The organism is Paenibacillus sp. FJAT-26967 (genome assembly GCF_001541095.1).
Lineage (GTDB): Bacteria > Bacillota > Bacilli > Paenibacillales > NBRC-103111 > Paenibacillus_F.
On record NZ_LMXH01000001.1, the window covers coordinates 1,536,077 to 1,555,094 of the forward strand.

Consider the following 19,018-nt stretch of genomic DNA (forward strand, 5'->3'; position numbering starts at 1 on the left):
AGTATCTCTTAAATAAAGACGGTCAAATAAGCAGGTCCTCGGACCTGCTTATTTCTTTTGACAAAAACTCCAAGAGCCATTAGGATCGAAAGAGAGAGGAGGCTGGATCGAATTTGAACTGGATGGGAAATTTGCAGCAGTTCGGGCGTTCATTGATGCTTCCGATGATCACGCTCCCTGTTGCCGCGGTGCTAATCCGCTTGGGAATCCTGCCATGGGAAAGTATAGGAGCAGCTTCTCTCGGTGAAATGATACTCCTCGCGGGCTATACGATCTTTAAGTTTCTCCCGCTAGTGTTTGCCGTCGGAGTTGCGCTGGGTTTGACTGAGAATGCCGGGATCGCCGGGATCTCCGCACTCATGAGCTATTTCCTTTTTACAGAATTAACCCAGCACCAGCTCGGAGAAGCTTTTCAGCTTGGGGTCGCGGGTGGAATATTGATCGGGCTGTTGTCTGCTGTCGCGTATAACCGCTGTAAGCATATCAAACTCCCGGAATCGGTTCAGTTTTTTGGCGGGCCGCGTATCGTTCCGCTGATCATGGGTGCGATTACACTCGCTTTGTCTTCCCTCATGATTACAATCGGGCCGCACCTGGAAAATGGGATGGAGCAATTAACAGCCTGGGTACTCAGCCTGGGTGGTTTTGGCACGTTTTTGTACGGAATTGCCCACAGGCTGCTGGTACCCTCAGGTCTGCACTACATTCTAAACAATTTTTTCTGGTTTCAGCTCGGTGCTTTTGAGAAACCGAATGGAGAAATGGTTTATGGCGATCTTCCCCGTTTCTTCGCGGGAGATCCTGCAGCGGGGGCTTATATGGCCGGTTTATACCCGATTATGATGTTTGCGCTGCCTGCAATTGCTTTTGCTATTATTCACGAGGCTCGTGAAGATCTTAAACCGAGTGTCCGCATCACTTTTCTGACCGCTGCGCTTACCTCCTTCCTCACAGGAGTGACAGAACCCATTGAGTTTGCGTTCCTGTTCGTGGCGCCGTTTCTATTTGTAATTCATGCGATATTATCAGGGTTTGCCATGTGGATCGCTTACGCCCTTAACATTAGTCATGGTTTCTCGTATTCGGCCGGGGCTATCGATTTTGTCATTAACGAGCACTTGTCTACAAATGGATGGATGCTGATTCCGATCGGTCTTGTTTTTGGCCTCATCTACTATGTGCTTTTCCGTTATGCAATCAGACGTTACCGGATACCGACTCCCGGAAGGGAAGAAGGGTCCTCTCTGGAAGAGTGGGCGGGTGATATTCCCTATCGGGCTCCGCTGATCGTGGAAGCGCTGGGGGGCAAAGGAAATATCAAAAAAATCGAAGCCTGCATTACCCGGTTGAGGCTTACGCTTGAATCAGACAGACTGATGGACATAACCGCACTCAAGCATCTGGGCGCAGCTGGAGTCATCCGGCTGGGAGGCGGGAATGTACAGGTCGTGTTCGGTACGTTCTCAGAGCTCATTCGTGAAGAAATTATGAAACTGCTGCGCAAAGATATACACCTGGTGCTGTTCAGCTCACCGGTTGCAGGCCGCATGATACCGCTAGATGAAGTGCCGGACCGTATTTTTGCGGGCAAAATTGTTGGAAACGGAGTAGCCTTTATCCCTGAGAAGGGGGAGCTGCTCTCGCCGGTATCCGGTAAAGTCATGCATATTTATCCGACCATGCATGCGCTGGGGATTCAAACCGAGGAAGGACTTGAAGTTCTGCTGCACATCGGTATTGATACGTCGAGTCTGTCGGAAGGATTTTTCCAGGCTCAGGTTCAACCGGGTGATGAAGTCGAAGCGGGGCAGCTGCTTATCCGTTTTAATTTGAGTCAGGTCAAAAAACATGCGAAATCGCTTGCGACTCCTATGGTAATTACGAATTCGGACCGGGTGAAATCATGGAGCTTTGCTCCATACAAGTCCGTTAAAAAAGGACAGGCATCAGTCATGTCCGTTGTGTTGAAAAAACCGGAACAGAGCGGAGGGGCTTCTAATGATTAAAGGTTTGGGAGCATCATCGGGGATAGCAATGGGCCCTGCCTATGTCATCCCCGCCTGGGATTGGGAATTCCCTGACAAAATGGTGGATGCCACGGAACTGTCCTTTGAATTTGAACGATTGTATGATGGCGTCCGGTCATCCAAAGATGAGCTGGAGCATATTAAGCAGGAGATTAGAGAAGTGCTCGGGCAGGAGCAATCTTATATTTTTGATGCTCATCTAGCCATTCTGGAAGACCCTGTTTTTATGAATGAGATTCAAGGCATCATCAGCCGGCAATATAAAGCGGCGGAGGTAGCGGTTAAAGAGGTTATAGATAAGTTCGTCGATATGTTTGATGTGCTGGATGACGATTATATGAAAGAACGGGCTATGGATATTAAAGATGTGGGCAACAGGCTGCTGAAGCATTTGCTTGGAACAGTGGAAGACACGCCTCCACCGGCTGATCATGCCTATGTTCTGGTCGCCAAGGAGCTAACCCCTTCCCAGCTCGTACATCTGGATCCGACAAGCATTCTGGGCATTGTTACGATGATGGGCGGCTTAACCTCTCATACCTCTATCATGAGCAGGGCCATGGGTATTCCTTTTGTCCTCGGCTTGGAAGGCAAGCTTATCCGTCCTATCCAGAACGGGGATATGGTGATTGTTGACGGTGAAGAAGGTGTCGTCTACGTGAACCCGGATCATGAGACGATCGAGCTGTATGAGTCGCGTAAAAACAACTGGCTGCTTCATCAGGAAAGATTACAGGAAATTGCCCACGTGCCGTCCATGACGGAGGATCGTAAATCTGTTCGGCTGGCCGCCAACATCGGTTCTATCAAAGAGATTGATCAGGCGCTTAAAAACGGCGCGATAGGTGTAGGTTTGTTCCGCTCCGAATTTTTGTACATGGACCGGGATTCTCTTCCGGATGAGAATGAGCAGTATGATGTTTATCGGCAGGCGGCAGTCAAGCTTGAAGGCAAGCCGTTAATTATTCGCACGCTCGATATCGGCGGGGATAAGAAGCTGGACTATCTGCCGATGCAGGTAGAGGATAATCCGGCGCTGGGCTGCCGGGCAATCCGCATCTCTCTTGAGCGGCATGAGCTGTTTAAGACACAACTGCGTGCAATTCTCAGGGCTTCCCACTTCGGTCAGGTCAAGATTATGTATCCGATGATCTCATCGCTCAATGAACTCCGCCAGGCAAATGAACTGCTGGCGCAGGCCAAACAGGATTTAAGCCGGCGGGGTCAACCGTACAATCCGAATATAGAAGTTGGTCTCACCATTGAAGTGCCGGGCGCAGCGCTTATCGCGGACGTGCTGGCCAAGGAAGTTAATTTCTTTTCAATCGGAACCAATGATCTGATCCAATTCGTCTTGGCTGTAGATCGAATGAATGACAGCATCGCGCATTTGTATGATCCCTATCATCCCGCGGTTATCCGTTTGCTTAAGCTCACAATTGATGCGGCCAAGTCAGCAGGCATACCGGTGGCGGTATGCGGTGAGTTCGCGGGAGATATCCGCGCACTTCCATTATGGCTCGGACTTGGAATCGAAGAGCTCAGCATGTCGATGCAGCTGCTGCTTCCCATTAAGCATCGTCTGCTTACGAGTAATCATGCGGAATGTGAACGGCTGCTTGAAGAAGTTCTGAAATGCGGTACGAGTGAGGAAATAATAGGTGTTCTGGAACGCTCTAACTCAAAATCAAGCGCTTCTTAAATCTATCCAGAAACAAAACCAAGGAGGAAATAAAAAGATGACCAATCAACAAATTTTGAGCGGACAAAGAATTTTGGCATTTGTAGATGATGAATTTGAAGACTTGGAAATGTGGTACCCGGTTCTGCGGCTCCGGGAAGCGGGCGCTCAAGTAGACATTGCAGGACCGAAGGGAGCTGCTGTATACACAGGCAAATACGGAGTGCCGATTACGTCCGATTATGCGTATGGGGAAGTTAAAGCTGCTGACTACGACGGACTTTATGTACCTGGGGGCTGGGCCCCGGATAAGATTCGCCGGTATGAGGATGTCCTGCGCTTAACCCGCGAGATTCATGAGGCCGCTAAGCCGATTGCTCAAATTTGTCATGCAGGCTGGGTGCTCATTTCAGCTAAAATTGTGAACGGCTTCACCATGACATCTACTCCGGGAATCCGGGATGATCTTGAAAACGCAGGTGCAATTTGGGTGGATGAAGAGGCCGTTGTGGACCGGAATATTGTCTCGGGCCGCCGTCCGCCGGATCTGCCGGCTTTTATGAGAGCGTACATAGAAGTGCTGGCTGACAAAAAGAACAGCCGGTAAATTTCCTTCACTGTGCGTAAGCGACCAGCTGCATTTGACTTTTTATATATGGATATACCTTCCTGTGTTAACAAGCAGGAAATTCGCTTCCTTTGGTAGAAATAACACTTGTACAGTTAAGTTGTGTAGACAGCAAACGTACATCGGGCTGCCAAAGGAGTGAGTGTATTGAAAAAGCGTTGCTTCTGTGGACAATCAGTTCACTTATGTCTAAGAACCGTGGTTTTTCAACAAAAAGTCGAGATTGAAAATGTCCCCATATATTCTTGTGAATCATGCGGCAAGAGCGGCGTCTACGCCAGTGTTAAGCCCAAAGTAACCGAACTTATCGGAAAACTTGGACCTGAACCGGACAAACAGATTGTCCGCTTTGAGGATGTATCCGAGGTTGCCTGTCTAATTGTGCGATTAGCCCATTCCTCTGAGGATGGATATGGCCTTAAGCAAGCATTCGATGAGAGAGTCAATGAGCTGCTTGACCTGCTCCTGCTAGCTAATTCTCTGGGGGATAAGCAGTGGGGAGCGGATCTGCAGCATCGCCTAGTGCAAATTAGTGAACATATGTTCACGGATGAAGGCAAGCAGGAAGTGTTCGGAGGGGCGTAACAAGAGCTAACAAGAGTGCAAGAGACATGTCGTCGTTAGCCTGTGCGTTTAAACAAACAAAAACGATCGTAATAGTCGCCTAATCTCCAAACTTGCTGGGATTTCAGTAGGGCCAACCTGACGAACAGACTGCTTTATGCGGAATGTGAACGGCGCAGGTTGGCTTTCGTCCTTTATTTTTGCTACTATATAGAGGGTCGTGTTTTAATTGCGAAAAGGTAAATAATGTCGTATGATAATCAGTAATATGGCAAGGACGACGAATATTCGAATATAAATGGAGAGAATGACCGTGACTGTTACTATTTATGACGTAGCAAGAGAAGCAGGAGTATCGATGGCAACGGTTTCGCGTGTCGTCAATAACAATCCGAACGTAAAGCCGCAGACCAGGAAGAAAGTCTTTGAGGCCATTGAACGGCTGGGTTACCGCCCTAACGCGGTTGCAAGAGGACTTGCGTCTAAGAAAACAACGACTGTCGGAGTCGTTATACCGGATATCTCGAACTCTATATTTGCCGAAGTGGCTCGTGGAATCGAAGATATCGCCAATATGTATCACTACAACATCATCTTAAGTAACGCCGACAAGAAGAAGGAAAAAGAAATCCGTGTCATCAACACACTGCTGGAGAAGCAGGTGGACGGGTTGCTCTTTATGGGCGGGGTCGTATCGGAGGATCATATTAATGCTTTCCGGACTTCCTCCGTGCCGGTTGTTCTTTGCGGAACAGCGGACGATCAGAATATTATGCCTTCTGTTGATATCGATCATGAGAAAGCGGCTTTTGATGCCGTTCAATTGCTCATTCAGAATGGGCATCGCAGCATTGGCATGATTTCGGGCCCGCTTCAGGATCCTGCTAATGGATTTTCCCGTTATCAAGGTTACAAGAAAGCCTTGGAAGAGGCAGGCATTGAACTGGATGAAGACTATATCCGTCTCGGCAATTACCGTTATGAGTCGGGGATCGATGCAACGGACTATTTCTTGAATCTTCCTAATCGTCCAACCGCTATTTTCTCGGCAACGGATGAGATGGCAATCGGTGCTATTCACAAGATTCAGGACGAAGGTTTGCGGGTTCCGGAAGATATGTCGATCATGAGTATTGATAATATTCGTATGGCATCCATGGTACGGCCGCAGCTGACAACCGTGGCACAGCCTATGTATGATATCGGGGCTGTATCGATGCGTCTATTGACCAAACTGATGAATAAAGAAGCCATGGAAATGACACAAGTCGTTCTTCCGCACGAAATTATTAAGCGCAGCTCAGTGGCTCCTCGTTGAGCCGCTTTTTGTTGAGCAGAAAGAAGAGGAGCCGGAGATGATCAACAAAATCGGTTTAATCGGAGCAATGAATGAGGAAATCGAACTGCTTATTCAAGCTATGACGGGTGTAAAAGAGACCAGAAAAGCAGGCATTACATACCGGGAAGGGCTTTTTCAAGGTAAAGAAGTTGTCGTCTGCAGATCCGGTGTCGGCAAAGTGAATGCAGCGGTCTGCACGCAGATTCTAATCGACCAGTTCGGAGTAAACGCCGTTTTGTTTACGGGTGTGGCGGGAGCACTGGACCCTGAGCTTAACATCGGCGACATTGTAATCTCTACCGCATGTATGCAGCACGATATGGATGTTAGAGCTCTAGGATTCCCTCGCGGAGTTATTCCTTATGAGGAAGTGTCCACGTTTGCTGCGGATCCTGAGTTGATTAAGCTTGCGGACGCGGCGAGCAGAGAGCTGTTTGACGGGCGTACCAAACAAGGTCTTGTTTTGTCAGGCGATCAATTCGTTGCATCGCGCGAACTAGTGGCCGAACTATTCCATGATCTAGGCGGGTCCTGTACGGAAATGGAAGGGGCGGCCGTAGCCCAAGTGTGTTCTATGAATTCCATTCCGTTTGTTGTTATTCGTTCCATGTCTGATAAAGCGGACGGTTCCGCTCATGTGAATTTTGCTGAATTTACCAAGCAAGCTTCAGAGAATTCACACCGTATTATTGAGCATGTGGTGCGTTCGATCTAGCTAAATATTTCTTTACATAGAAACCGCTTGTATCCACGGATACAAGCGGTTTCTATGTAAGCGGAAGATTTTAACGTTCTGCACTCAGTCTACGAATTACACCAGAAGCTACTTTACATAAAGGAGTGCGATTTCAACGGTCTTCTTGTTCTTCTCGACGATAACATCTCTCCGCGGGATGGGCTCCCAGGAATCAGTCTGATCCAGCCAAGTATCGGGGAGCTCGACAGGGCTTTCGGCCTGATTCTCCGTCAACCAGCCGGAGGGTAGAGAGAGCAGAGGTTCTTGCTCCAGCCGCTGGATCAGCGGATGATCGGACATGACGAGCCAGAGGAGGCTCCACGCCCGGGGGACAACGCGCCAAATGTCATAGCCGCCGCCTCCCAGAGCAACCCAGCGGCCCTCACACCAGCGGTCTGCCCACTGCCGGATGAGCTTCGGCATTTCCTTGTAGATCCGCATGGAGCAGTGTACGTGGGCGAGAGGATCGAGCGCATGGGCATCGCAACCATGCTGAGACACGATGATGTCCGGCTTGAAGCGCTCAATCAGGGGCTCCAGCACCTGCTCGAAGCTTTCCAGCCACGAATCGTCCTCGGTGTACGGTTCTACCGGTACGTTCACACACGTACCGAAAGCTTCGCCCTCCCCGCGTTCGGTCACATCTCCAGTGCCGGGGAACAAATATTTCCCCGTCTCATGAATGGAGAAGGTACACACGCGCGGATCGCTGTAGAAGCTCCACTGCACACCGTCACCATGGTGGACATCGGTGTCGATGTAAAGCACGCGAGCATTGTAATGCTCGGTGATATGCGCTATCGCAGCGGATGCGTCGTTATAGACGCAGAAGCCGGCTCCTTTGCTCTGCAGCGCGTGATGGAGGCCCCCGCCGAGATGAAGCGCCCGCTTGGCGGCGCCAGACATGACCGTCTCGGCTGCCGTAATCGAGCCGCCCACGACCATAGAGGTGACCTCGTGCATCAAAGCGAAATACGGAGTGTCCTCCGTATCCAGTCCGTACTGGGAAGCGCTTTCGACCCATTGGCGGGCCGGCGAAGGCTCACTAAGCGCTTTCACAGCTTCAATAAACTCAGGCTGATGAACACGCGCGAGCTCTTCATCGGTTGCGGAGCGGGGGGTTATGATTTGGGAGTCTTGAAGGGCTCCGGCTTTTCTGAGCAAGTCAACAGTCAGTAAAAGTCTTTTCTGGTTGAATGGATGTTCATCGTTGAACTTATAGGTTGTCTCATGCTCGTTATAAACAAATACAGATTCGTTCTTCATTGCGAGCTGTTCCTCCCGTAACCCCGGAAATGGTTCTAATACATGAACCGCTGTTGAAAGCGAATGCGGTCGAACTGCTCGATAGAATCGAAGGGGACGTTGCTTCCGATCCGTACCATCAGGCAGTTGGCCGGGTGCGAACAAATTTCCGGATCATCGGTGGCGTACCACACCATATCCACACACTTCATTAAATTTTCCATCATTTTGCGGTAATCCCACACACTGAGTCCGCTGCTTTCCAGATCCCAGTGCCAGTAATACTCCGTGGTAAATGTAATGACATTCTCCATCTGCTCGTCCGTAAAAGCTAATCGGATCATTTGCTTGCCGAGACCGAGTGCGCGGTAGCTGTTGGCTACTTCAATAGCACCCAGTTCAATCAGATCTTTCATATTCCCCTGGGACCAGCGTTCGATCTCATCAGGATAGTGGAACGTCACATAGCCGACAATACAATCTCCGGTACGGGCGATAATAATGCGGCCTTCAGGCAGTTCTGATATTTCAATTAATGCTTCATGCTGATCCTTCGGCTTACGAAAAGCATCCAGGTCATCGTGCATATGAAGGCCGCGAAGATGATCCGGCAGGACCGGACCTTCTACTGTAATTTCAGCGTCCATATTAGGCGGAACGAAAGAATGCGAATGATAAATTTTTTTATGCTCCATGAGAGGGGTCTCCTTACAAACGGCGTCAGTAACATGGATCTCTCTATACTCTCTTATATCACATTTATTGGTTATTTGAAAAGGAATAGGCAAACATAACCTGCTGTGTTATAATATTCATTATGAAAAATAAGTCTTTCCTGTCAGGCACAAAGCATTCAAAAGAGTTTGAAAGCGTTTCAATTGTCGGGAGGTAGGAGAAATGAGCCAGCTAAAAGGTGAAGTTATTGATGCAGTTTCACAGAATTCCAACCTAGGAGATTACGAGAAAGCTCGGGAAACATTCCGATGGGAAGAGGTAGAATCCAGCTTCTCTTGGTTCGATACGGGAAAAGTAAACATAGCCTATGAAGCTATTGACCGTCATGCGGAATCTTCCAGAAAAGACAAAGTAGCTTTGCATTACAGCGACCAAACAAGAGATGAGTCTTATACGTTTGCGCAAATGAAGGCGAAATCGAATCAATTCGGTAATGTACTGCGTAAGTTAGGCGTCAACAAGGGTGACCGGATTTTTATTTTCATGCCGCGTACGCCTGAGCTGTACATGTCCTTGCTAGGTTCGATCAAAGTCGGTGCCGTAGTCGGACCTTTGTTCGAAGCTTTTATGGAAATGGCGGTCAAAGACCGTCTGCAGGATAGTGAGGCCGTCGCTATTATCACAACGCCTGCACTTGTCCACCGGATCCCTACGGCTGACCTGCCGCATCTGAAGCATGTCATTCTAGTCGGTGAAGATCTGGAATTGCAGGAACGCCAAGTCGATTTCTATAAAGAAATGGCACAAGCATCCGAAGAACTGGACATCGAATGGGTTGACCGCGAAGATGGTATGCTGCTGCACTACACATCCGGCTCGACGGGTAAGCCGAAGGGCGTATTCCATGTCCATAATGCGATGCTCCAACAATATTATACGGGACGTATTGTCCTTGACCTTAAAGAAGACGATGTCTACTGGTGTACAGCTGACCCAGGCTGGGTAACAGGCACTTCTTACGGCATCTTCGGTCCATGGCTTAACGGTGCTACCAACGTAATTCGCGGCGGACGTTTCAGCCCGCAGGATTGGTATAATACGATCCAGAAGTACGGCGTAACCGTCTGGTACAGCGCTCCGACAGCATTCCGCATGCTGATGGGCGCGGGCGATGATGTGGTGAATCAATTTGATTTGTCCTCACTCCGCCATGTACTCAGCGTCGGCGAACCGCTTAACCCTGAGGTAGTACGCTGGGGAATGAAAGTATACGGACAGCGTATCCATGATACGTGGTGGATGACGGAGACTGGCGGCCAGGTTATTTGTAATTACCCGGGCATGCCGATCAAGCCGGGTTCCATGGGCCGTCCGATTCCTGGCGTTGAAGCTGCCATTATCGATGACAGCGGTAATGTCCTTCCTCCGAACCGGATGGGTAATCTTGCCGTAAAGACACCGTGGCCTTCTATGATGCGCAAAATCTGGAATAACCCTGCTAAGTATGAAGAGTACTTCCGTTTAAGCGGCTGGTATGTTTCCGGCGATTCTGCTTATATGGATGAAGACGGATACTTCTGGTTCCAAGGACGTATTGATGATGTTATCAACACGGCCGGTGAGCGTGTAGGACCTTTTGAGGTGGAGAGCAAGCTGGTTGAGCATCCTGCCGTTGCTGAGGCGGGTGTTATCGGTAAGCCTGATCCAATGCGCGGAGAGATCATTAAAGCGTTTATCGCTCTTCGTGAGGGTTTTGAACCTTCAGATGAGCTGAAGACGGAAATCTCCAAGTTTGTTAAAGAAGGTTTGTCCGCTCATGCGGCACCTCGGGAAATCGAGTTCAAGGATAAGCTTCCTAAGACACGCAGCGGTAAAATTATGCGCCGTGTATTAAAAGCATGGGAACTGAACTTGCCTACAGGTGACCTTTCCACGATCGAAGATTAATCATTATTCCTTGGCCTTTTTCTATACGGTACAACAAAACCCCGAGAACGTTTCGGGGTTTTTGTTTGGTTTATCTCATGACTATTTGATCCGCATGCGGCCAGAGTCTATTGACGTGAAAATCCCCTCAGATCAGGATTCGATAGTCCTGATCTGAGGGGATTTATGTTTAGAATAACCGGCTTAATGAAGAAGCTGCCATTACCGGGTGGTATATTTTACAGCGCTGGAAAGTTTGGATTCTCCGGAATCATTAACCGCGGATACTTTATAGTAACCGTCGTATTGAACGGCGACATGTACATATTCGGCTGCAAGAGCAGAATCCATACGCTTGTAATCTCCGGCAGATTTTTCACTGTAGTAAATGTTGTACCGCTTTACTTTATCTTTGCCGGGATTTGCTTCCCATTTGAGCTTCAAGCCAGAACCGCTCCATTTAGCGGTCAGCCCCGTTGGTGCAGATGGAGACTTCTTGACAGAGTCATCATTGGAACCTTCAACAGGCCCGCCAGGAGGTGCTGTGTTAGTTCCTGAACCCGCACCTGTGCCTGGACTCTGTCCATCAGGAATGAAACCTGGATCGAGGCTGCCGCTATCAATGGCATTGGATCTTCCAGGGGCAGACTCCTTGCCTGCGACATCAACCGCTGTCACGTAGTAAGCATGAGCAGAAGACGGGTTTACGCTGTCCGAGAATTTCAGAGCCTGGCCTGTGAGGACCACTTTACCGGATTGCCTGATAAAGGGGCCACCGTTATCGGAACGATACAGCCGGTAGCCGACCACATCATTATTCCCGCTAGGCTGGAAAGTGACAACAGCAGATCCGCCCGACTTCGTTACGGCCACGCTGGAAGGTGACGCTGGCGCATTTCCGTCATCTTTACGAGGATCGATTTCAGAAGGCGCATCCTCTTTATAATCTTTAGGCTTGTAGAAATCAAGTGACTTGCGATTTTTCGCAGGAAGTTTAGCAAGAATCCCGGACAATTCTTTAAGTATGGCATTGATGGACTTCTCGCGCATAATCACAACCTTGGATTGAACCATATCGCTGGGGGTCTGTTCCTGCGCGATGTAGTTGATTCCATTGTATTCGATAGTGCTCATCGATTTCATCGCATTGTCGACATCTTTAGGGATGTACTTGCGGTTAAACCAGTCGGTCACCAGATGGCCGGACTGTCGGTTGAGTTCGCTCGGCAGTTTGCCGGATACATCGGATACGGTAGCTTGCACGACGGTATTTGGTCTCGTGAATGTTTTGTCCGGAAAAAGCTCGGGCTTCTGCTCCACAGCAGCATTCATAATGAGGGACCAAATGTTCATCGCCCGCAATTTGCCCGGATCACTAAGCTTATGGATTGATTTATCGTATCCGGCCCATACGCCCACCGTAATATTGGGAGTGTACCCCATAAACCAGGCATCGCCATCGTCTTGTGTTGAGCCGGTTTTCCCGACAACCGGGATCTTACCATAGAACTTGAAACTCTTCTTGATGCTTGTCGCCGTACCTTCTGTAATGACGGTTCTCATCATGTCTGTAATCAGATAGGCGGTTTCTTCCGAAAAGACACGTGTAGGCTTAACCTGATGCTCATACACAACCTTACCGGTCGAGTCCGTAATTTTGCGGATCATAAAGGCTTCGTTAAAAAGTCCTTTGTTAGACATGGAAGCATAAGAACTTGTTAAATCTTTTACCGTTACACCGTACTCAAGTCCGCCTATTGCACCGGTTGTGTAATTATAATCCTTTTTGTCGATCGTGGTTATGCCCAGCTTTTTGGAAAAGTCGAGAGCTTCCTTCACGCCTACTGTTTCTGTGAACAGCTTGATAGCCGGGATATTATAGGACTGATTAAGTGCTTTGCGAGCCGTGACCAGGCCATTATATTTATCGTTCCAGTTCTCGGGAATGTGATAGCCCTTGCTGCCGTCCTTCAGAATGATCGGGGCATCGTCGATTATACTGGCCGGCTGAAGCTTGCCTTTCTCCATAGCTGGAATGTAGGCAGCGAGCGGCTTCATGGTGGAACCGGGCTGCCGTACAGCATCGATAGCCAGATTGTTCTGGTTCTTGCTGTAGTCACGGCCTTCGATCATACCAAGGACAGCCCCGGTTTTGCTATCCATCATAACAGCTCCGACTAGTTCATCGCCCTTGGTTGCATTGTGAGGCGAGAAATTCTTAGGATTCTTGGCTATGTTCTGCATAGAATCATAGATCGTCTGGTCTATGCTCGTATACACCTGGTAACCGCCGCGCTGCAAGTGATCGCGCATATTTTTAAGCGCTTCTTTGTATGCTGCACTATTCTTGCTCGGATCAAGATCAGGCTGCTGCTGACTTATTAAAATTTTGGCAGCTTGAGTCTCTGCTTCAATCATCAGGTACGGATAACTCGCATAGGCTTTTAATTGCTGTTTGGCCAAGGAGGATTCGATGTCAAAATTAAGGGCTTCCGTATACTGTCCCTCGGTTAACTTGTTCTCCTCAAGCATCCTTTTGAGTACGAGCTTCTGCCGCGTTACTGCGTTCTTGAAGCCTGTCGCGTTAGGAGCTCCCGTACTTGTGAAAGCGGAGTAGTTGCTCGGCTGCTGCGGAAGACCGGCGAGATAAGCCGCTTGAGCCGCATTCAATTTGTTCAGATCATCCAGATCGAAAATCCCTTTTGCGGCTGCTTTGATTCCATACAAGTTATACCCGGTTGCACCGTTTCCATACGGAATTTTATTCAAATAAGCCAAAAGAATTTCATCTTTGGAGATGAGTCTGTTCATTCTGAGTGACAGCAGGAGTTCTTTTGCCTTGCGCCCTGCGTCCCGATCTAATGTCAGGAATACGCGCCGGGCAAGCTGCTGAGTAATCGTACTGCCGCCAGTTTGTACTTCTTCATTAAAAAGCTTTTGTGTAACAGCACGGGTAACGCCTTTGATATCAACCCCGTTATGCTGGTAGAAATTGTTGTCTTCAATGGCTAGAACGGCATCGAGTACAATCTGGGGGATTTCTGACAGCTCGGCAAGCCGCCGGTCTTCCTCCGTACGAAGCTGGCCGATTACAGAATCGTCATTGAAATAAACGAACCCCGTGATGGCATTTTCTTCGATTTTCTGGCGCATATCTTCCTTGTTCCGGACAGGCTCGTCTTTGACAAGAGCGCCGACATAGCCTACGGCCGCGGCCCCTCCAATAATTCCTACGGCAAGAAACGCCACGAAGGCCCATTTTAACGTATGAAAAGTAATCGACAGAGCTTTACGGACTCTCGGTTTTTGTAAGAAAGAGAGTTTTTTTGCCATATTTCCAGGATTCCTCCTTTTATAACCGCTTCAATTATAGCACAAAGGCAAAATCTTGAATACCGCTGTACAAGGGGCCTGCTTCGGGGTGTTTGACATGTTTGTATCTTGTATGATATAAAGAGTGAACACAATATTTTATAAATGCTTTGAAAGACTTGAGTAGCAGGGCAGGTACAGGCAGCAGAGAGCCGATGGATGGTGTGAATCGGTGCCGGCCTCCATTAGCGAATTACCGTCTGGAGCAGGGAAAGGGAACGCGTAAGCCGTATGGCCTTATTGGCTATGAGTGCGCTTTGCCTATATTCCATTCGTATGGACAGGGCTGGAGCAGGGTTTACAGTAGCTTTCTCCCGGGATCATTCCCGTTATCCGTAATGAGTGAAAGTCACTCTTCTGGGCGTGCCTTGGGAGTGCTTTAATTAGGGTGGTACCGCGAGTTCAGAGCCTTCTCGTCCCTTTGTGGATAGAAGGCTTTTTTTGTGCGTTTTTTCACGGGAAGAAATGGTAACAGGCAAGCAGACAAGATAAAGAGAGGATCTGATGACTATGACGAAAACAGACGTATGGGCACAACTGACGCCCGAGCAGCAGGAGGAAGTGACCCGCCAGCTTGAAGTTCTGCGACGGGGTGCGGTGGAAATCGTGCCGGAGGAAGATCTGAAGCTCAAAATTGCGGAAGCTATTATAGACAACAGGCCGCTTAAAGTTAAGCTCGGTCTGGACCCGTCGGCGCCGGACATACATGTCGGGCATACGGTCGTGCTGCACAAGCTGCGCCAATTCCAGGAATTCGGCCATGAGGTACAGCTTCTTATCGGCGATTTCACAGGACGTATTGGCGATCCGACAGGCAAATCAGAGACGCGCAAACCGTTGACAGAAGAAGATGTTAAGCGGAATGCGGAAACTTACAAAAAACAAATTTTTAAAATTCTTGATCCGGATAAAACAACAGTTTGCTACAACTCAGAATGGCTGAGCCCGCTTACATTCACAGATGTTGTAGAGCTTGCTGCGAAGCTTACGGTAGCCCGGGTACTTGAGCGTGATGATTTCTCCAAGCGGTACACGTCAGGCCAGCCTATTCATGTACACGAGTTTTTCTACCCGCTCATGCAGGGGTATGATTCCGTTGCGCTTAAGTGCGATGTGGAGCTTGGCGGCACTGATCAGAAGTTCAATCTTCTAATGGGACGTACGCTTCAGAAAGAATACGGCGTAGCTACGCAGGTAGCTATTATGATGCCGCTGCTCGAAGGACTGGACGGCGTTAACAAAATGAGCAAGAGCCTGGGCAACTACATCGGAATTGATGAAGAAGCGAACCAGATTTACGGAAAATCCATGTCGATCCCGGATGAGTTGATGCTCAAATACTACGAATTGGCGACAGATCTTACGAACGATGAGCTGGCTGCTCTGCGTCAAGGTATTCAAGACGGAACGGTTCATCCGCGCGATGCCAAAATGAGACTGGCGGCAACTTTCGTTCGGATGTACCATGGGGAAGAAGCGGCTCAAGAAGCAGAGCGACATTTCGTAACGGTATTCCAGCAGCGCGCGCTTCCTGACGATATCGAGGAGATTGAACTTTCTGCTGCCGAACTTGAAGACGGTTCGATTCGTCTAGTGAAACTTCTGGTGTCGCTTGGTCTCCAAGCTACCAATGGAGAAGCGAAGAGAAGCATTCAGCAAGGTGGCGTACGCCTGAATGAAGAGAAGATAGCCGATCCTAATGCATCCGTTGCAATCAAAGATGGTGACATTCTTCAGGTTGGCAAGCGGAAGTTCGCCAAAATTAAATTAGCATAAAGACAGAAAAACCCCCCGATCCGAGGATCGGGGGGTTTTTGAGTTGCCGATGGATAACAATCGACTAGGAAAGACGGTTGTAGAACTCGACAATTTGCTTCTCGTCGATTTCTTGCGGAAGCTCGGAACGCTCAGGAAGACGAACGTACTTACCTTCTACTGCTGCTTCGTTGAACTCAACGTAAGTCGGCAGGTAGTTGCGGTTAGCCAAAGCTTCTTTGATTACGGACAAACCACGGCTCTTCTCGCGAAGACCGATTACGTCGCCGGTTTTTACCGTGTAAGAAGCGATGTCAAGTTTTTTGCCGTTAACGGTAACGTGACCGTGAGCAACCAGTTGACGTGCGCCTGCACGGGAGTTGGAGAAGCCAAGACGGTAAACCAGGTTGTCCAGACGGCTTTCAAGAAGCTGCATGAACGTTTCACCTGTGATACCTTTTTGCTTAGCAGCTGCACTGTACAGGTTGCGGAATTGCTTCTCGCTTACACCGTACATGTGACGAAGCTTTTGCTTTTCTTGAAGCTGCATACCGTAGTTGCTGAGCTTCTTGCGTTGTCCCGGACCATGTTGGCCTGGAGGAAACGGACGCTTCAGTTCTTTGCCGCTGCCGCTCAGGGAAATGCCGAGACGACGGCTTAGTTTAAATTTAGGACCAGTATAACGTGACATATTGGATGTACCCCTCTTCAAATGTTAGTTTAAATAGATAGGCAGATCCCGTGCTAATTTCACTGACGAATACGATTAAACATGTATCCATCTGACAAGCTGTTCAGCCGCAGGCTTGTCAGCAGTGAAATTATAGAGGGTGAGACACGAAAATCTCCCGATAACCTTTTGTACTCGACTTCTTATTTTATGCAAATAGAAGAAGAATGTCAAGTGAAAGAACTCTTATAATCTCTTGGAAAACATAGTGCATAACTACTAAAAATTTAGTATCATTAGGGGTATACTTCTTATTATTTCGGGAAGTGGAAAAGGAGTTGTCTATGAGCGACAAACTTCACCACCCTATGCCGGACTGTCGGACTGAAAAGGGCAAAAGGCTTGAAGAATCAGGCCTCGACCCGTATGTTCTACATATCGCTAAGCAGGAATGTGAGCTTTCTTTAAGGAATGAACTCTACAATCTCTTCTATAATTGGATAGGTCATTCGACTTGGTCTCTTCGTTCTTTGATTGGTTCCTTAGAACTAGTCGATCATTCGGGCCAATCTATCACATATTTTTGTTCGGACGGATTTTTGCACCCGCTTCACCAGGATGAGTTGAACTGGATGGAGGATTCCGTGGGCAAGTCCGCTTTCTCTGAATGCAAGCGTCAGCGGGTCATTGTTACCGTGAGCGGTGATGAACACGACTGCGCAGCGCTAAAGGATTATGTCACTTGCGCGGCTCCGCTGTACGATAGTACGGGTTCGTATATCGGTTCACTTGGCCTGGTTGTCAAGACCGGACAAGCCTGGGGTCTTCTGGAGACGCTGCTTGACTCCTGGATATTAGCGGTTCAGCAATTAAGTATGCGCAGTCAGACGGATGTGACTTCCCATAACCTTACGCGACAGGTTTATCGCAATGAGCGCGAGCTGCGCAAATGGGAGATTCTTTTTCAGACGACGAATAAGCTCCATTCTCAAATTGATGTAAACGCAGTCTTGTCGGTTGTAATCGACTGCATTCAAGAACTATACCCTTTCGTCAGTCTGGATCTGCTCCTCTCACAGGATTACCACAGCGGTTCCCTTCCGGTTAAGCTGCTTCGGTTTCAGCAGGAGGAAAATGACATATGCGCCAAAGCTTTCATGGAAGGGCGTGTGTTTGTCCAGGAGGAAACGCTTCCCGAGGGGATCAGACGCCGCGAAATCGCGGCTCCGTTATCAGGTAAGCAGGGGGTATACGGTGTGCTGCACTTGACTTATTCCCGGGATACGTTTGATCCGGCGGAGATTTCTTTTATTACGCTTTTGGCTGATGCCGCGGGCAATGCGTTTGAGAACGCCAAATTGTACGAGCACTCCAATCTGCTGGTGGACGAGCTTCGCCTTATTAATGAGATGACCCAGAAATTGACGCAGAGCTTGAGCCTGCATGAGATTTTTGATTTTGCCTGCCGCGAGCTCACGGATATATTTAAAGCCGATTATTGTTCGATTATGCAGACGGATGAAGAAAGGCAGAGACTAATCGTCAAAGCCAGCAACTTTCCTCCGATGTACCATGAGCATTTGACGATGGGAACCGGTTTCACCGGCCTTGTATACGAGAGTAAAGAAGCGGTTATTGTCTCCGACTATCAGCAGAACGACTACAAGCCGTCCAAGTTGATGGAACTCTCCAATTCACGTTCCATGATGGCGGCTCCGGTGTTAGGCGGAGGTGAAGTGCTGGGAGTTATCCTCGTTGTTCATCGGGATCCCCATTATTTCTCCTATGATAATTTTAAGCTGTTGCAAGCTTTGTGCAGTCATATAGGACTGGCTATTACCAATGCGGCCCTTCATGCGGAACTGCAGCGGCTGGTCATTATGGATCAGCTGACGGGCCTGTATGCACGTCATTATTTGAATACGCAGGTTCAGGAAATGCAGAAAAAAGACTTCTGCGGTTCCCTGATCGTGGTTGATATTGATTATTTTAAGCAGGTTAACGACACGTATGGGCACCAGGTCGGTGACCGGATTCTCATGCAGGTTAGTGATATTCTTGCGACGAGTATCCGTGAAACGGATATTGCGGCCCGCTGGGGCGGCGAAGAACTGGCGATCTATTTGCCGAGGGTCGGCAAGCAGCAGGCGCTGCGGGTGGCTGAGCGGATACGCGAGCGGGTTATGAATGAAACCAATCCCAGAGTGACCGTTTCCTGCGGAGTGTCCGACTGGTTCTGGGAGGATGACAAAATTAGCGTAGAGTCTCTGTTTTATAAAGCGGATATGGCTTTGTACCAGGCCAAGCATGACGGACGAAATCAAATTGTTATGGACCAGAGCCGTTCCCTCACCTCGTGATGGAACGGTTTTTTCTTGTTAAATTGGGGGTGGAAGGCGG

13 protein-coding genes and 1 other annotated feature are annotated in these 19,018 nt (G+C 48.8%); of the genes, 9 read left to right on the forward strand and 4 right to left on the reverse strand.

The window, feature by feature from the left end; all coding sequences use genetic code 11:
• The first annotated feature begins 113 nt into the window (after window positions 1–113).
• The 6 genes from AR333_RS06815 (at window position 114) to AR333_RS06840 (ending at window position 6,954) form a co-directional block, all read left to right on the forward strand.
• The gene (locus tag AR333_RS06815; protein ID WP_068774519.1) at window positions 114–2,006 is read left to right on the forward strand and encodes a glucose PTS transporter subunit IIA; all 1,893 of its coding nucleotides are present in this window, start codon (window positions 114–116) and stop codon (window positions 2,004–2,006) included.
• Complete coding sequence (gene ptsP / locus AR333_RS06820; protein WP_068774520.1) at window positions 1,999–3,729, forward strand: phosphoenolpyruvate--protein phosphotransferase; 1,731 nt, start codon at window positions 1,999–2,001, stop codon at window positions 3,727–3,729. Before AR333_RS06815 ends, ptsP begins: the two co-directional genes overlap by 8 nt.
• Before the next feature lie 37 nt (window positions 3,730–3,766).
• A complete protein-coding gene (locus AR333_RS06825) occupies window positions 3,767–4,315 on the forward strand; it encodes a type 1 glutamine amidotransferase domain-containing protein (protein WP_068774521.1) in 549 nt (182 codons plus the stop codon).
• Between the two features lie 168 nt (window positions 4,316–4,483).
• Window positions 4,484–4,921 (forward strand): hypothetical protein, encoded by a 438-nt coding sequence (locus tag AR333_RS06830; RefSeq protein ID WP_068774522.1) that lies wholly within the window; start codon window positions 4,484–4,486, stop codon window positions 4,919–4,921.
• A gap of 277 nt (window positions 4,922–5,198) precedes the next feature.
• Entirely contained in the window at window positions 5,199–6,218 is a 1,020-nt protein-coding gene (gene ccpA / locus AR333_RS06835) for a catabolite control protein A (RefSeq protein ID WP_084783522.1), read from the forward strand.
• 37 nt (window positions 6,219–6,255) lie between these two features.
• Window positions 6,256–6,954 carry a 5'-methylthioadenosine/adenosylhomocysteine nucleosidase gene (locus AR333_RS06840; protein WP_068774524.1) on the forward strand — a complete coding sequence of 233 codons (699 nt, stop codon included), beginning with the start codon at window positions 6,256–6,258 and terminating at the stop codon, window positions 6,952–6,954.
• 108 nt (window positions 6,955–7,062) lie between these two features.
• Here AR333_RS06840 and AR333_RS06845 read toward each other — a convergent pair whose 3' ends face one another.
• Together AR333_RS06845 and AR333_RS06850 are read right to left on the reverse strand one after the other, a co-directional pair.
• Window positions 7,063–8,241, reverse strand: a complete 1,179-nt coding sequence (locus AR333_RS06845) for an acetoin utilization protein AcuC (protein WP_068774525.1) — start codon at window positions 8,239–8,241, stop codon at window positions 7,063–7,065.
• A gap of 35 nt (window positions 8,242–8,276) precedes the next feature.
• Complete coding sequence (locus AR333_RS06850; protein ID WP_068774526.1) at window positions 8,277–8,915, reverse strand: GNAT family N-acetyltransferase; 639 nt, start codon at window positions 8,913–8,915, stop codon at window positions 8,277–8,279.
• Window positions 8,916–9,117: 202 nt separating this feature from the next.
• On the opposite strand from AR333_RS06850, the gene acsA reads away from it, so the two are divergent.
• The gene (gene acsA, locus AR333_RS06855) at window positions 9,118–10,842 is read left to right on the forward strand and encodes an acetate--CoA ligase (protein ID WP_068774527.1); all 1,725 of its coding nucleotides are present in this window, start codon (window positions 9,118–9,120) and stop codon (window positions 10,840–10,842) included.
• Between the two features lie 201 nt (window positions 10,843–11,043).
• On the opposite strand, the gene AR333_RS06860 is transcribed toward acsA, so the two are convergent.
• On the reverse strand, window positions 11,044–14,154 hold the full coding sequence (locus AR333_RS06860) for a transglycosylase domain-containing protein (protein ID WP_068774528.1): 3,111 nt from the start codon (window positions 14,152–14,154) through the stop codon (window positions 11,044–11,046).
• Window positions 14,155–14,294: 140 nt separating this feature from the next.
• Window positions 14,295–14,617: a binding site (T-box leader), on the forward strand.
• Window positions 14,618–14,703: 86 nt separating this feature from the next.
• Between AR333_RS06860 and tyrS the strand changes: the two genes are divergently transcribed.
• Complete coding sequence (tyrS, locus tag AR333_RS06865) at window positions 14,704–15,969, forward strand: tyrosine--tRNA ligase (RefSeq protein WP_068775158.1); 1,266 nt, start codon at window positions 14,704–14,706, stop codon at window positions 15,967–15,969.
• A gap of 64 nt (window positions 15,970–16,033) precedes the next feature.
• Here tyrS and rpsD read toward each other — a convergent pair whose 3' ends face one another.
• Window positions 16,034–16,639, reverse strand: a complete 606-nt coding sequence (gene rpsD, locus AR333_RS06870) for a 30S ribosomal protein S4 (RefSeq protein ID WP_068774529.1) — start codon at window positions 16,637–16,639, stop codon at window positions 16,034–16,036.
• A 323-nt stretch (window positions 16,640–16,962) separates the two neighbouring features.
• Between rpsD and AR333_RS06875 the strand changes: the two genes are divergently transcribed.
• Complete coding sequence (locus AR333_RS06875; RefSeq protein WP_068774530.1) at window positions 16,963–18,978, forward strand: sensor domain-containing diguanylate cyclase; 2,016 nt, start codon at window positions 16,963–16,965, stop codon at window positions 18,976–18,978.
• The last annotated feature ends 40 nt before the right edge of the window (window positions 18,979–19,018 follow it).

Excerpts from the sequence above, each read along its gene's own strand:
- ptsP (WP_068774520.1), top strand. The coding sequence starts at position 1,999 with ATGATTAAAGGTTTGGGAGCATCATCGGGGATAGCAATGGGCCCTGCC.
- AR333_RS06825 (WP_068774521.1), top strand. The coding sequence starts at position 3,767 with ATGACCAATCAACAAATTTTGAGCGGACAAAGAATTTTGGCATTTGTA.
- ccpA (WP_084783522.1), top strand. The coding sequence starts at position 5,199 with ATGGAGAGAATGACCGTGACTGTTACTATTTATGACGTAGCAAGAGAA.
- AR333_RS06840 (WP_068774524.1), top strand. The coding sequence starts at position 6,256 with ATGATCAACAAAATCGGTTTAATCGGAGCAATGAATGAGGAAATCGAA.
- AR333_RS06845 (WP_068774525.1), bottom strand. The coding sequence starts at position 8,241 with ATGAAGAACGAATCTGTATTTGTTTATAACGAGCATGAGACAACCTAT.
- AR333_RS06850 (WP_068774526.1), bottom strand. The coding sequence starts at position 8,915 with ATGGAGCATAAAAAAATTTATCATTCGCATTCTTTCGTTCCGCCTAAT.
- acsA (WP_068774527.1), top strand. The coding sequence starts at position 9,118 with ATGAGCCAGCTAAAAGGTGAAGTTATTGATGCAGTTTCACAGAATTCC.
- AR333_RS06860 (WP_068774528.1), bottom strand. The coding sequence starts at position 14,154 with ATGGCAAAAAAACTCTCTTTCTTACAAAAACCGAGAGTCCGTAAAGCT.
- tyrS (WP_068775158.1), top strand. The coding sequence starts at position 14,704 with ATGACGAAAACAGACGTATGGGCACAACTGACGCCCGAGCAGCAGGAG.
- rpsD (WP_068774529.1), bottom strand. The coding sequence starts at position 16,639 with ATGTCACGTTATACTGGTCCTAAATTTAAACTAAGCCGTCGTCTCGGC.
- AR333_RS06875 (WP_068774530.1), top strand. The coding sequence starts at position 16,963 with ATGAGCGACAAACTTCACCACCCTATGCCGGACTGTCGGACTGAAAAG.